The following is a 12,600-nucleotide window of genomic DNA, read 5'->3' on the forward strand; positions in this document are numbered from 1 at the left end:
ATGCGCCTGACCCGCCTGGACGTGCAGGACCTGCGCTGCCTGGCGGCCGTGCGCTTCGAGCCTTCGCCCGGCCTGAACCTGGTGACGGGGGGCAACGGCGCCGGCAAGACCAGCCTGGTCGAAGCCCTGCACCTGCTGGGTTATGGCCGCTCCTTCCGGGGCCGGGTGCGCGATGGCCTGGTGCGCAGCGGCCAGCCGGCGCTCTCGGTTTACGCCGAGTGGGTGGATGGCCAGGGCCGCAGCCGCCGGGCCGGCCTGCGCCACACCGGCAGCGAGTGGGAGGCCCGGCTCGACGGCGCCCCGGCGCCCAGCCTGACCGAGCTGTGCGCCGAGCTGGCCGTGGTCAGCTTCGAACCCGGCAGCCACGAGCTCATCGCCGGGGGCGCCGAGCACCGCCGGCGCTTCCTGGACTGGGCGCTGTTCCACGTGGAACCGGCCTTCCTGCCGGTGTGGCGCCGCTACGCCCGGGCCCTGAAGCAGCGCAACGCCCTGCTCAAGCGCGGCCCCGCCCCGTCGGCCCTGGCGCCCTGGGACCAGGAGCTGGCCGAGGCGGGCGAGCGCCTCACCCGCCTCCGGGCCGAGTACCTGGACCGGCTGGAGCCCGTCCTGGCCGCCACGGCCGCGGAGTTCCTGCCCGAGCTGGGCACCGCCGGCCTCGGCTACCTGCCCGGCTGGCGCCGGGCCGAGACCACCCTGGCCGACGCCCTGCTGATCGCCCGGGATCGTGACCTGGCCCTGGGCTACACCAGCGTCGGTCCGCACCGCGCCGACTGGCGCGTGGACTACACCGGGCTGCCGGGCCGCGAGGCCCTGTCGCGTGGCCAGGAAAAGCTGACCGCCCTGGCCTGCGTGCTCGCCCAGGCGCGGGCCTTCGCCGCCGACCGCGGCGAGTGGCCGCTGGTTTGCCTGGACGACCTGGCCTCGGAGCTCGACCAGAAGCATCTGCGCCACGCCCTGGAGGCCGTGCTGGCCTCCGGCGCCCAGGTGCTGCTGACGGCCACCGAGGCTCCGGCGATCCTGGCCGGCGCGCTGGCCCCGGCTGCCGTGTTCCACGTGGAACGCGGGGTACTCCGGCCGGGCTGAGGCCCCCGGCGCCGGTTGCGGCATCGCCCCAGCCGGCCAAAGCCCCAACCAGGGGCCCCCAGAACCCCGGGATCGCCCCCGGGCCACCTGCCCGGCCCCAGGTGCCCGCGAGACCCCGCAGCGCCGCCAGGTAGCGTCCAGCGCCGGCGCGGCCGTGGCGCCCACGTGAAAGCCCGGCGCGGTATACTCGGACTCATTATTTATAGGCGCGCCCCGCTCCCGCACCGCGGGTGGCCGGCGGGCCGTTCGTGGACCCAGAGCACACGCCTCCGATGACCGAAACGCCGAATCCGCCGCAGTCCCCCGCCAACACCACCTACGACTCCAGCAAGATCACCGTCCTGCGCGGCCTCGAAGCCGTCCGCAAGCGCCCGGGCATGTACATCGGTGACGTGCACGACGGCACCGGCCTGCACCACATGGTCTTCGAGGTGGTCGACAACGCCATCGACGAGGCCCTCGCCGGCCACTGCGACCAGGTGGTGGTCACCCTGCACGCCGACGGTTCGTGCTCGGTGTCGGACAACGGCCGCGGCATCCCGGTCGACATCCACAAGGAAGAGGGCGTCTCGGCGGCCGAGGTCATCCTCACCGTGCTGCACGCCGGCGGCAAGTTCGACGACAACAGCTACAAGGTCTCCGGCGGCCTGCACGGCGTGGGCGTGTCGGTGGTCAACGCGCTGAGCTCGAGCCTGTGGCTCGACATCTGGCGCGACGGCCAGCACCACCAGCAGGAATATGCCCTGGGCGAGCCCAAGTACCCGCTCAAGGTCGTGGGTCCGTCCGCCAAGCGCGGCACCCAGCTGCGCTTCCTGCCCAGCGCCGAGATCTTCACCGACGTCGAGTTCCACTACGACATCCTGGCCAAGCGCCTGCGCGAGCTGAGCTTCCTCAACTCGGGCGTGCGCATCGAGCTGGTGGACGAGCGCGGCGAGGGCAAGCACGACGTTTTCCAGTACGAAGGCGGCATCCGCAGCTTCGTGGAACACCTGGCGACCCTAAAAACCCCGCTGCATCAATCAGTTATCGCGGCTTCGGGCGAAAAGGACGGCATCGTCGTCGATATCGCGGTGCAGTGGACCGACTCCTACCAGGAGACGATGTTCTGCTTCACCAACAACATCCCGCAGAAGGACGGCGGCACCCACCTCATCGGCTTCCGCGCCGCCCTCACCCGCACGCTCAGCAATTACATCGAGCAGAACGGCATCGCCAAGCAGGCCAAGATCTCGCTGTCGGGCGACGACATGCGCGAGGGCATGATCGCCGTGCTGTCGGTGAAGGTGCCCGACCCGAGCTTCAGTTCGCAGACCAAGGAAAAGCTGGTCAGCTCCGAAGTGCGCCCGGCGGTGGAAGCCGTCATCGGACAGAAGCTCGAGGAGTTCCTGCAGGAGCGCCCGAACGAAGCCAAGGCCATCGCCGGCAAGATCGTCGACGCCGCGCGTGCGCGCGAAGCGGCGCGCAAGGCGCGCGACCTCACCCGCCGCAAGGGTGCGCTCGACATCGCCGGCCTGCCCGGCAAGCTCGCCGACTGCCAGGAGAAGGATCCGGCGCTGAGCGAACTGTTCATCGTCGAGGGTGACTCGGCCGGCGGCTCGGCCAAGCAGGGCCGCAACCGCAAGAGCCAGGCGGTGCTGCCGCTGCGCGGCAAGATCCTCAACGTCGAGCGCGCGCGCTTCGACCGCATGCTCGCGAGCGCCGAGGTCGGCACGCTCATCACCGCGCTCGGCACCGGCATCGGCAAGGACGAGTACAACCCGGACAAGCTGCGCTACCACCGCATCATCATCATGACCGACGCGGACGTCGACGGCTCGCACATCCGCACGCTGCTGCTCACCTTCTTCTACCGGCAGATGCCGGAGCTGATCGAGCGCGGCCACGTCTACATCGGCCTGCCGCCGCTGTACAAGCTCAAGCAGGGCAAGAACGAGCTCTATCTCAAGGACGACGCGGCGCTCAACGCCTACCTGGCCAACAACGCCGTCGAGGGCGCCGAACTGCGCCCGGCCGACGGCGCGCCGCCGGTGTCGGGCGCGGCGCTGGAGAAGCTGCTGCTGGACTTCACCGCCGCGCGCGAACAGCTGCCGCGTTTCGCCCACCGCATCGACACGCCCGTGCTCGAGGCGATGCTCGAGATGCCGCCGCTGTCGGCCGAGAAGTTCGCCACCGCCGGCGCGCTCGATGGCTGGTGCGCCGAACTCGAGCGCCGCCTCAACGCCAGCGGCCTGGGCCGTCCGCGCTATACGATCTCGGTGCAGCCGGGCAACGACGACGGCCAGCCGGCCGCGCTGCTGGTGCACAAGCAGCACCACGGCCTGGCCTCGGTGCAGACGCTGCCGGCGAACCAGCTGCTGGGCGGCGAGCTGCGCCAGGTCAATGAAGTGGCCGCGGCGCTCGACGGCCTGCTGCAGCCCGGCGCCAGCATCACCCGCGGCAATCGCAGCCAGCCGGTGACGCGCTTCCTGCAGGTGCAGGAGTGGCTGCTCGAGGAGGCCAAGAAGGGCCGCATGATCCAGCGCTTCAAGGGCCTGGGTGAAATGAACCCCGAGCAGCTGTGGGAAACCACGGTCAATCCGGAAACGCGCCGCCTGCTGAAGGTGCGCATCGAGGACGCCGTCGCTTCCGACCAGATCTTCTCCACGCTGATGGGCGACGTGGTCGAACCGCGCCGCGAATTCATCGAGGAAAACGCCCTGCGGGTCGCCAACCTTGACGTCTGAGCCGGAGACGGCGGCCGCCGCGCCGCCGCCCGCCCCCGCCCGCCCGGGCAATCCCTGGGCGGGAATCGTGCTGGACGTGCTGCTGGCGGTGGCCGGCATCTTCATCGTCTCGATCATCCTGATCACGCCGCTGCTGCTGCTCGAGCTGGTCAGCCTGCCCGAGGCCGAGCGCCTGCGCGCCACCGCCGACCCCGACCTGCTCATGCGCGGCGCGATGGCCGAAGTCACCTTCGCCGCGCTCGTGGCCATGCTGCTGGTGGCGCTGGGCGTGTGGTGGCTGCGCGGCCGCAGCCTGCCCCGGCCCGTGCCGCCCACCCGCGCGGCGCACGCCGCGGCCTGGGCCATCGCCGCCGGCGTGCTGATCCAGGGTGTGGTGGTGGCGCTGTTCCACGTGCTCCAGGCCCTGGGCGGCGAGAGCCCGGCCCAGCCCAGCAACGTCGAACCCATCCTGGCGCTGCAGGAGGCTTCGCCGGTGCTGAACTGGCTGATGGTGGTGGCCGTGGCGCCGCTGGCCGAAGAGCTGCTGTTCCGCCGGGTGATGCTGCACCGCTTCATGGTCGCCGGCCGCGGTTTCGCCGGCCTGGTGCTCACCTCGGTGCTGTTCGCAGCCACCCACGAGGTCGGCCAGGGCGGTGCGCACAGCCTGCTGCAGTGGCTCGGACTGATGGCCATCTACACCGGCATGGGCATGGGCTTCGGCCTGGTCTACCTGCGCACCGGGCGCCTGTCGGCCGCCTTCCTGGCGCACGCCGCCTGCAACGCCACCGCGCTCGCGGTGATGGCATTCTCCGGCGGCTGACGGCGGGGTTACACTGGCGCGCGCCGCGCTTGCGGCCTGCCGGCACCGCCGGCATCGAACCGGGAACCCTATGAGCAAGCGACACCTCTACCTGCTGGCACTGGCCATCATCGCCGCCGCGCTCTCGGCGATGTACTACAAGTGGAAAGTGCTCGAGTTCCCGCTGCAGCCCGACACCCAGGTGCGCGTGTGGACGGTGCAGGCCCACGTCGAGTTCCAGCCGCGCCGAAGCGCCAACGCCGTCACCCTGCAGCTGCCCGACAAGACGCCGGGCTGGACGGTGCTCAACGAGCGCTTCGTGGCGCGCAACTATTCCAAGAACGAAATCCCGCAGCCGGAAGGCCGCGAGGTGCAGTGGGCGATCCGCCGCGCCGTCGGCGAGCAGGATCTCTACTACCGCGCCACCGTCGTGCGCTCCGACGAGCGCGAACCGGCGATGCCCGACTTCGAGCCGGTGATTCCCTCGCCGCCCGAACTCGAGGAGCCCTACGCCACCGCCGCCGACACCCTGCTCGCGCAGGTGCGCGAGGGCTCGGTCAACAACATCACCTACACCCGCGAGCTGCTGCGCCGCCTGGGCGCGGCCAACCCCAGCGACGAGGTCACGCTGCTGGCCGAGCGCTACGGCGCCGACGAGTCCGCCCGCGCGGCCTTCGCCGTGCAGCTGCTGGCGCGCCGCTCGATCCCCGCGCGCGTCATCCACGGCCTGCGCCTGACCGACGAACCGCGCGAAGGCGAGGGCAGGCTGCAGCCCTGGCTGATGGTGCACGACGGCCTGGCCTGGAGCGTGATCGACCCGCGCACCACCGCCGAGGGCCTGCCGGCCGACGTGATGGTGTGGAGCGCCAGCGAGCGCCCGGTGCTCTCGCTCGAGGGCGACACGCCCGCGACGCTGAACTTCACCATCGGCCGCAACCTCGCCGACGCCATGGCCACGGTCGAGCGCCGGCTCGAGGTCGAGGACGCGAGCCTCGTGCACTACTCGCTGCTGAGCCTGCCGCTGCAGGCGCAGGACACCTACCGCATCCTGCTGATGGTGCCGATCGGCGCCTTCATCATGCTGCTGCTGCGCAACCTGGTGGGCGTGAAGACCTACGGCACCTTCATGCCGGTGCTGATCGCGCTGGCCTTCCGCGAAACGGCCCTGGTGGCCGGCATCGCGCTGTTCGTGGTGGTGGTGGGCTTCGGCCTGCTGGTGCGCTTCTACCTCGAGCGCCTGCGCCTGCTGCTGGTGCCGCGCCTGACCGCCATCCTCATCCTCGTGGTGCTGCTGATGGCCGCGGTGAGCGTGCTCTCGAACCGCCTCGGCCTGGAAGTGGGCCTGAGCGTGGCGCTGTTCCCGATGGTCATCATGGCCATGACCATCGAGCGCATGTCGGTGGCCTGGGACGAGCGCGGCGCCGGCACCGCCATCCGCGAGGGCGTGGGCACGCTGATCGTGGCCGCCCTGGCCTACGTCGTGATGACCTGGCCGGCGCTCGAGCACCTGGTGTTCGTCTATCCCGAGACGCTGCTGGTGCTGTTCGCCATGGCGCTGCTGCTGGGCCGCTATTCGGGCTACCGCCTGAACGAACTGTTGCGTTTCCGCGCCTTGGCACGCGACTCCGACCCGATCGTGCCGCCGCCCGCCGCGAAGGCCGCCGACGACGGCGCCAAGGCCTGAGCCATGGCGCTGTTCAATCCCTTCAAGGTCGCCCGGCGCCTGCGTGAGATCGGCCTGGTGGGCATCGGCCAGCGCAACGCGCACTACGTGCTCATGCACAACCCGCGCAAGTTCTACCCGCGCGTGGACGACAAGCTGCTGACCAAGAAGCTCGCGCTCAAGGCCGGCCTGCCGGTGCCCGACCTGTACGCGGTCGTGCGCGAGGAGCACGAGATCGCCGAGCTGCACAAGAAGCTCGAGGGCCGCGAGAGCTTCGTGGTCAAGCCGGCGCATGGCTCGGGCGGCGACGGCATCCTGGTCATCACCGGCCGCCGCGGCGACAAGTACCGGCGCGCCAGCGGCTCGCTGATGTCGCGCGAGGAGTTCGAACACCACCTGTCGAACGGCCTGTCGGGCCTGTTCTCGCTCGGCGGCCAGCCCGACCACCTGATCGTCGAATACTGCGTGCAGTTCGATCCGATCTTCGACAACGTCAGCTACAAGGGCGTGCCCGACATCCGCATCATCGTCTTCATGGGCTACCCGGTGATGGCGATGATCCGCCTGCCCACGCGCATGTCCGACGGCAAGGCCAACCTGCACCAGGGCGCGATCGGCGTGGGCATCGACATCCCCACCGGCAAGACCAAGCGCGGCGTCTGGGGCACCGAGATCATCCGCGAGCACCCCGACACCGAGCACAGCATCGTCGGCCTGGCGATCCCGCACTGGCGGCAGCTGCTGGAGATGGCGTCGCGCTGCCACGAGCTCTCGGGCCTGGGCTACGTGGGCGTGGATTTCGTGCTCGACCGCGAACGTGGCCCGCTGATCCTCGAGCTCAACGCCCGCCCCGGCCTGGCCATCCAGATGGCCAACGGCAATGGCCTCGAGGGCCGCCTGCGCAAGGTCGAGGCGCTGCGCGACGGCCCCGGCCTGTCGAAGGATCCGGCCGAGCGGGTCGATTTCGCGATCGCGAACTTTCCCACCACTGGCTGAATGGACGGCAACGTCTTAACGAGCTTTTAAGATCGGCGGCGCCGCCCGACGGCATTCTTGGCGCCGAAGGGGTTCCTATACGGCAGCGGACGGAAAAACCGGACACTGCGTCGCTTGAGCGTTTGCTCTAACCCCCTTACCCTAGTCGGCCACCGTCCGCGGGCATCCGCGGAGGCAAGGAGTCCCTGAAATGAAGATTGCCCACGTGCTCAAGCTCTCCGTACTGGTCGTGCTCGCGGCCGCGCTGTCGATCGGCGACGCCGACGCGCAGTCGCGCCGCGGCAGCCAGAAGCAGGAAGAGAAGGTCGACTATCCGAACGCCACCCGCGTCTCGCCGAAGGTCACCAACACCCCGCGCCTGGCGAAGGACATCCAGAAGATGTTCGACACCTACAACGACGGCGAGGACATGGAGGGCGCCATCGCCCTGGCCGAGAAGGTGCTGGCCAACCCGATCGCCAAGCCCTACGACGTGGCCGTGTCGAACATGATCGCCGGCAACGCCGCCCTGGGCCTGGACGACTACCCGCGCGCCATTCCCTACCTGGAGAAGGCGCTCGAGGCCGACGCGCTGCCCAACAACAACCACTTCGCCACCATGCACACCCTGGCTTCGGTCTACGCCCAGGAAGACATGGTCGAGCAGGCCGTCGCGCTGGTCGAGCGCATCGCCACCGAGACCCGCTCGCAGGATCCGAAGCTGTTCGCCCTCAAGGGCGCCGTGCACTACAACGCCGGCCAGTACCCGGAGGCGATCACCGCGCTCAACAAGGCGATCGAGCTCACCACCACCGGCGAACCCGAGAACAACTGGGTCCAGATGCTGATGGCCTCGTACAACGAGACCGGCCGCGACGCCGAGGCCCTGGCCCTGGCCGAGCAGCTGCAGCGCAAGGCCCCGGACGACAAGCGCGCCATCCTCAACCTGGCCTCGCTCTATGCCCAGAACGACCAGACCGAGAAGGCCGTGGTGCTGCTCGAGGACGCCCGCGCCCGTGGCCTGCTGACCGACCGCCGCGACTACGAGAACCTCTACGCCACCTACCTCAACCTCGACGGCAAGGAAGCCGAGGCCGCCAAGGTCATCCAGGAAGGCCTGGACAAGGGCATCCTGCCGGCCGACGCGCGCACCTACAGCTTCCTGGGCCAGTCGCTGTACTTCAGCGACCAGGTCGAGGCCGCCATCGCCGCCTACGGCAAGGGTGCCCCGCTCGACACCACCGGCGACACCGACCTGGTGCTGTCGCAGATCCTGACCAACGAGGACCGCAACGCCGAGGCCATCGCGGCCGCGCGCCGGGCCATCGAGAAGGGCGTGGCCAAGCGCGGCGAGGCCTGGATGGTCATCGCCCGCTCCGAGTACTACTCGGACAACCTGGCCGCCGCCCAGAACGCCTACCGCGAAGCTGCCAAGGACCCTGCCACCGCCGAGGCGGCGCGCAAGGCCCTGGCGCAGATTTCACGCTGACTGGTTGGTAAACCAAGAGCCTGTGGTATAAGCTAACAAGTTCCCGCCGGGCCCCGGCGGGCCACGGCTGACCGCCGCACGAATTCCGAGATCTCGAGCCGCCACCCGCATGACGGACCTGAATTACAAGTACGACACCCCTCCCGAGGGAATGAGCTGGGCGCGCATCGCCGGCAACACGTTCGCCATCGCGCTGCATGCGGTCGCGTTCATGTTCATGATGGCGCCGGTCAATCCGCCCGAGGTCAAGAAGGCCCGCGAAGAGGTGACCCAGGTCTCCTTCATCGAGCCGCCGCCGCCGCCCCCGCCGCCGCCGCCGCCGCCGCCGGAGCCGCCGAAGGTGGTCACGCGCATCGTCGAGCAGCCCAAGCCGTCGCCGATCCCGCCGCCGCCGGATGAGCCGCCGGTGGTGTTCGACGACCCGAGCCCGATCGACATCGAGGCCCCGCCGCCGGCCCCGCCCGCGCCGCCGGCCCCGCCCGCCGACTTCGCCCCCTCCGAGGACATCTCGGGCCGCGCGCTGTTCCAGCCGCGCTACCCGGCCAAGGAGGCCCGCGATGGCGTTGGCGGCACCGTCGTCCTCCGCGTCACCATCGATGCCTCGGGCAACGTCCTCGACGTCGCCATCGAGCGCTCGAGCCGCAACCGCAACCTCGACCGCTCGGCCATGGATGCCGCGCGTCGCTGGAAGTTCAACCCGGGTATGCGCAATGGCCAGAAGGTCGGCGGCGCGGTGCTTGTCCCGGTCAAGTTCACGCCACCGCAGTAACGCCAGCAGTTCCCACGTAAACGGTTAACCACTCAAAAGAAAGGCACTCCTTATGCTGCAGGACATCCTCCTCACCGTCGCTTCCACCGCTGGTGGCGCGGCCGACAACGCCAACGCCCTGTCCAAGATGGGCTTCGGTCACATGATGGAAATGCTCATGTCCGACCCGGCCGAATTCTTCGTCCAGTGGGTGGTCTTCATCATGCTGATCGTCATGTCCATCGGTTCCTGGTGGTACACGGTCGTCAACTTCATCAAGAACACCGTGATCACCAAGCGCGCCGACGCCGTGGTCCGCACCTTCTGGGAAACCCCGAACGCCCAGGACGCCATCCGCTTCATGGAAGAGCAGCCGGCCAACGAGCCGTTCTCCAAGATCGCGCTTGACTGCGCCCAGGCCGCTGCCCACCACCAGCGCCACGAAGGCAGCCGCCTGGTCGACGCCCTGAACCGCTCGGAGTTCATCGACCGCGCCCTGCGCCAGGCCGTCACCCGCGAGAGCTCCAGGCTCGAGAACGGCATGACCTGGCTCGCGACGGTCGGCGCCACCGCCCCGTTCGTGGGTCTGCTCGGCACCGTGTGGGGCATCTACGGCGCCCTGATCCGCATCGGCGCCACCGGCCAGGCCTCCATCGACGCCGTCGCCGGCCCGGTGGGCGAGGCGCTGATCATGACCGCCATCGGTCTGTTCGTCGCGATCCCGGCGGTGCTGGCCTACAACGCCTTCAACCGCGCCAACCGCAACACCTACGCCAAGTTCGACACCTTCGCGCACGACCTGCACGACTTCTTCGCCACCGGCTCGCGCGTCGGCGACGTTGGCAGCAAGCGCTAAGTCGAACGGATAACCAGGAGTCGCAGGCATGGCCTTTTCAAACAACTCCGGCGGCGGCGGCCCGATGGCCGACATCAACGTCACGCCCCTCGTGGACGTGATGCTGGTGTTGCTGATCATCTTCATGATCACGGCCCCCCTGATGTCCCACAAGGTCAAGGTTGAGCTGCCCTCGGCGACCCTGGAACAGAAGCCCGAGATCCTCCAGCCGCCGGTCACCCTCGCGGTGACCGCGGATGGCCAGGTCTACTGGAACGACGAGGCGGTCACCCCCGACCTCCTCGACGCGCGACTGGCCGTGGTTGCCCAGATGCAGCCGCAGCCGCAGGTCGACATCCGTTCCGACGGCTTCACCAAGTACTCCGTCATCCATGAAGTGGTGCAGGACGTCCGCCAGGCGGGTATCCGCAAGGTCGGCTTCGTCTCCACCCCCGAGCGCTGAGGACAACCGCAGATGGCTTTCTCCTCGAACTCCGGTGCCGGCCCGATGGCCGACATCAACGTCACGCCCCTCGTGGACGTGATGCTGGTGCTGCTGATCATCTTCATGGTGACGGCGCCGGCCCTGTCCTACCAGATCCAGGTGGACCTGCCCCAGCGCACCTCCAACCCGCCGCCGCCGCCGAAGGATCCGCCCGAGCCGATCCGACTGCGCATCGATGCGGGTGGCACGGTCACCTGGAACGGCACGCCCATCCCGATGTCCACGCTGCAGTCCGCCCTCGAGGTTGAGGTCGAGCGCGCCGCCGGCGACGTCACCCGCCAGCCCACCGTCGAAATCGAAACCGACATGGACGCCCAGTACGAGGCGCTGGCCAAGGTCCTCTCGCGCACCAAGAACGCGGGCATGGCCAAGATCGCTTTCGTGGAGCCGACCCGCAACTGAGCGGCCGCCTTCCACACCCTGCAGCAACGCCGCCTCCGGGCGGCGTTTTTTTTGCCTGAATGCCGGCCTACCCGGCGCCTCGGTGCGCCTTGCCGGGGCACGGGTCCGGGGCGTACCTAGGAAGCGGGTCCCCGAAGGAGAGCGCCATGGCTTTTGCTTCCGCTGCATCCGTCCGCCCCGCGATCGCCGACATCAATGTCACGCCCCTGGTGGACGTGATGCTGGTGCTGCTGATCATCTTCATGGTCACCACGCCGCTGCTCGACCAGCGGTTCGTGATGCCCCTGCCCCAGAGCCGCATCACTCCCCCGGCACCGCCCACCCAGCTGCGGCTGCAAGTGGAGCCCGGCGACGTGCTGCGCCTGGAGGGCCAGGCCTACGCGCCCGCGGCCCTGCAGGCGGAACTGGCCCGCCGGCAGGCGCAGGAGCCGGGCCTGGTGCTCAAGCTCGTGGTCGATCCGCAGGCCGATTACCAGGGCGCGACCACGGCCCTGGCCGCCGCCGAGCGCGCCGGCGTGGCCAACATCAGCATCGAATAAGGCCGGAGGCGGCGGGGCGCCGGGGCGAAGGCCTCAGCGTCCCGCCGCGATGATCCGCAGATAGGCCTTCACCGTGGCATCGAGGCCGGCGTAGAGCGCCTCGCCGATCAGGGCGTGGCCGATCGACACCTCGAGCACGCCCGGCACGCCGCGCAGGAAGTCGCCCAGGTTGGCCTGGCTCAGGTCGTGGCCGGCGTTGACCCCCAGGCCCAGCGCCCGGGCTTCGGCCGCGGTGCCGGCGCACAGCGCCAGCATGGCCGCGGCGTCGCCGGCGGCGTGGGCTTCGGCATAGGGGCCGGTGTAGAGCTCGATGCGATCGGCGCCCACCCCGGCGGCCAGGTGCAGGTCGGGTGCACCGGCGTCCATGAACAGCGAAACGCGGGCGCCGCAGGCCTTGAGCTCGGCCACCAGCGGCCGCAGCCGCCCGGCATCGCGGGCCAGGTCGAAGCCGTGGTCGGAGGTGATCTGGCCGTCGCCGTCGGGCACCAGGGTGGCCTGTTGCGGGCGGGTTTCGCGCACCAGCTCGAGCAGGCCCGGGTAGTCGCCCCGGGCCGGCGCGAAGGGGTTGCCCTCGATGTTGAACTCGGCCCGCCCGGCCACCAGCCGGGCCAGGTCGCGCACGTCGCCGGGCCGGATGTGGCGCTGGTCCGGGCGCGGGTGCACGGTGATGCCCCCGGCCCCGGCCCGCAGCGCGGCCTCGGCCGCGGCGGTCACGCTGGGTTCGGTGCCGCCGCGGGAATTGCGCAGCACGGCGATCTTGTTGACGTTGACGCTCAGTACGGTCATCCGACCAGCCTACCGCGCCGCCGGCCGCCGGAAAACCTGCGCGGACCCGCGATTCCCCGGCCCGCGTTCAGCCA

General features: G+C 69.9%; 12 protein-coding genes. 11 read left to right on the forward strand and 1 reads right to left on the reverse strand.

Annotated elements, in window-relative coordinates; genetic code table 11:
• The 11 genes from recF (at nt 1) to ABS41_RS03230 (ending at nt 11,740) form a co-directional block, all read left to right on the forward strand.
• Complete coding sequence (recF, locus tag ABS41_RS03180; protein WP_290590461.1) at nt 1-1,083, forward strand: DNA replication/repair protein RecF; 1,083 nt, start codon at nt 1-3, stop codon at nt 1,081-1,083.
• A gap of 272 nt (nt 1,084-1,355) precedes the next feature.
• Complete coding sequence (gyrB, locus tag ABS41_RS03185) at nt 1,356-3,806, forward strand: DNA topoisomerase (ATP-hydrolyzing) subunit B (RefSeq protein ID WP_290590464.1); 2,451 nt, start codon at nt 1,356-1,358, stop codon at nt 3,804-3,806.
• Nucleotides 3,796-4,605: a CPBP family intramembrane metalloprotease gene (locus tag ABS41_RS03190; protein ID WP_290590467.1), complete on the forward strand. Its 810-nt coding sequence runs from the start codon at nt 3,796-3,798 to the stop codon at nt 4,603-4,605. The genes gyrB and ABS41_RS03190 overlap by 11 nt, the downstream gene beginning before the upstream one ends.
• Nucleotides 4,606-4,675: 70 nt before the next feature.
• A complete protein-coding gene (locus tag ABS41_RS03195; protein WP_290590470.1) occupies nt 4,676-6,268 on the forward strand; it encodes a UUP1 family membrane protein in 1,593 nt (530 codons plus the stop codon).
• Nucleotides 6,269-6,271: 3 nt separating this feature from the next.
• On the forward strand, nt 6,272-7,243 hold the full coding sequence (locus ABS41_RS03200; protein WP_290590472.1) for an alpha-L-glutamate ligase-like protein: 972 nt from the start codon (nt 6,272-6,274) through the stop codon (nt 7,241-7,243).
• Between the two features lie 190 nt (nt 7,244-7,433).
• Nucleotides 7,434-8,711, forward strand: coding sequence for a hypothetical protein (locus ABS41_RS03205; protein ID WP_290590475.1), 1,278 nt, complete (start codon nt 7,434-7,436; stop codon nt 8,709-8,711).
• Nucleotides 8,712-8,820: 109 nt separating this feature from the next.
• Nucleotides 8,821-9,480, forward strand: a complete 660-nt coding sequence (locus ABS41_RS03210) for an energy transducer TonB (protein WP_290590477.1) — start codon at nt 8,821-8,823, stop codon at nt 9,478-9,480.
• 52 nt (nt 9,481-9,532) lie between these two features.
• Nucleotides 9,533-10,315: a MotA/TolQ/ExbB proton channel family protein gene (locus tag ABS41_RS03215; protein ID WP_290590480.1), complete on the forward strand. Its 783-nt coding sequence runs from the start codon at nt 9,533-9,535 to the stop codon at nt 10,313-10,315.
• Between the two features lie 28 nt (nt 10,316-10,343).
• Entirely contained in the window at nt 10,344-10,757 is a 414-nt protein-coding gene (locus ABS41_RS03220) for a biopolymer transporter ExbD (RefSeq protein ID WP_290590483.1), read from the forward strand.
• A 12-nt stretch (nt 10,758-10,769) separates the two neighbouring features.
• Nucleotides 10,770-11,201, forward strand: a complete 432-nt coding sequence (locus tag ABS41_RS03225; RefSeq protein WP_290590484.1) for a biopolymer transporter ExbD — start codon at nt 10,770-10,772, stop codon at nt 11,199-11,201.
• 146 nt (nt 11,202-11,347) lie between these two features.
• Nucleotides 11,348-11,740, forward strand: coding sequence for a biopolymer transporter ExbD (locus ABS41_RS03230; protein WP_290590485.1), 393 nt, complete (start codon nt 11,348-11,350; stop codon nt 11,738-11,740).
• A 33-nt stretch (nt 11,741-11,773) separates the two neighbouring features.
• Here ABS41_RS03230 and ABS41_RS03235 read toward each other — a convergent pair whose 3' ends face one another.
• The gene (locus ABS41_RS03235) at nt 11,774-12,526 is read right to left on the reverse strand and encodes a pyridoxine 5'-phosphate synthase (protein WP_290590486.1); all 753 of its coding nucleotides are present in this window, start codon (nt 12,524-12,526) and stop codon (nt 11,774-11,776) included.
• Nucleotides 12,527-12,600 lie beyond the last annotated feature (74 nt).

Origin of the sequence: Arenimonas sp. SCN 70-307, assembly GCF_001724815.1 — a bacterium.
In the GTDB taxonomy this organism is placed as follows: Bacteria; Pseudomonadota; Gammaproteobacteria; order Xanthomonadales; family Xanthomonadaceae; genus Arenimonas.

Bases quoted from the DNA above. Each gene is read 5' to 3' on its own strand.
- ABS41_RS03225 (WP_290590484.1), top strand. From the start codon at position 10,770: ATGGCTTTCTCCTCGAACTCCGGTGCCGGCCCGATGGCCGACATCAAC.
- gyrB (WP_290590464.1), top strand. From the start codon at position 1,356: ATGACCGAAACGCCGAATCCGCCGCAGTCCCCCGCCAACACCACCTAC.
- ABS41_RS03215 (WP_290590480.1), top strand. From the start codon at position 9,533: ATGCTGCAGGACATCCTCCTCACCGTCGCTTCCACCGCTGGTGGCGCG.
- ABS41_RS03205 (WP_290590475.1), top strand. From the start codon at position 7,434: ATGAAGATTGCCCACGTGCTCAAGCTCTCCGTACTGGTCGTGCTCGCG.
- ABS41_RS03200 (WP_290590472.1), top strand. From the start codon at position 6,272: ATGGCGCTGTTCAATCCCTTCAAGGTCGCCCGGCGCCTGCGTGAGATC.
- ABS41_RS03195 (WP_290590470.1), top strand. From the start codon at position 4,676: ATGAGCAAGCGACACCTCTACCTGCTGGCACTGGCCATCATCGCCGCC.
- ABS41_RS03230 (WP_290590485.1), top strand. From the start codon at position 11,348: ATGGCTTTTGCTTCCGCTGCATCCGTCCGCCCCGCGATCGCCGACATC.
- ABS41_RS03220 (WP_290590483.1), top strand. From the start codon at position 10,344: ATGGCCTTTTCAAACAACTCCGGCGGCGGCGGCCCGATGGCCGACATC.
- ABS41_RS03235 (WP_290590486.1), bottom strand. From the start codon at position 12,526: ATGACCGTACTGAGCGTCAACGTCAACAAGATCGCCGTGCTGCGCAAT.
- ABS41_RS03210 (WP_290590477.1), top strand. From the start codon at position 8,821: ATGACGGACCTGAATTACAAGTACGACACCCCTCCCGAGGGAATGAGC.
- recF (WP_290590461.1), top strand. From the start codon at position 1: ATGCGCCTGACCCGCCTGGACGTGCAGGACCTGCGCTGCCTGGCGGCC.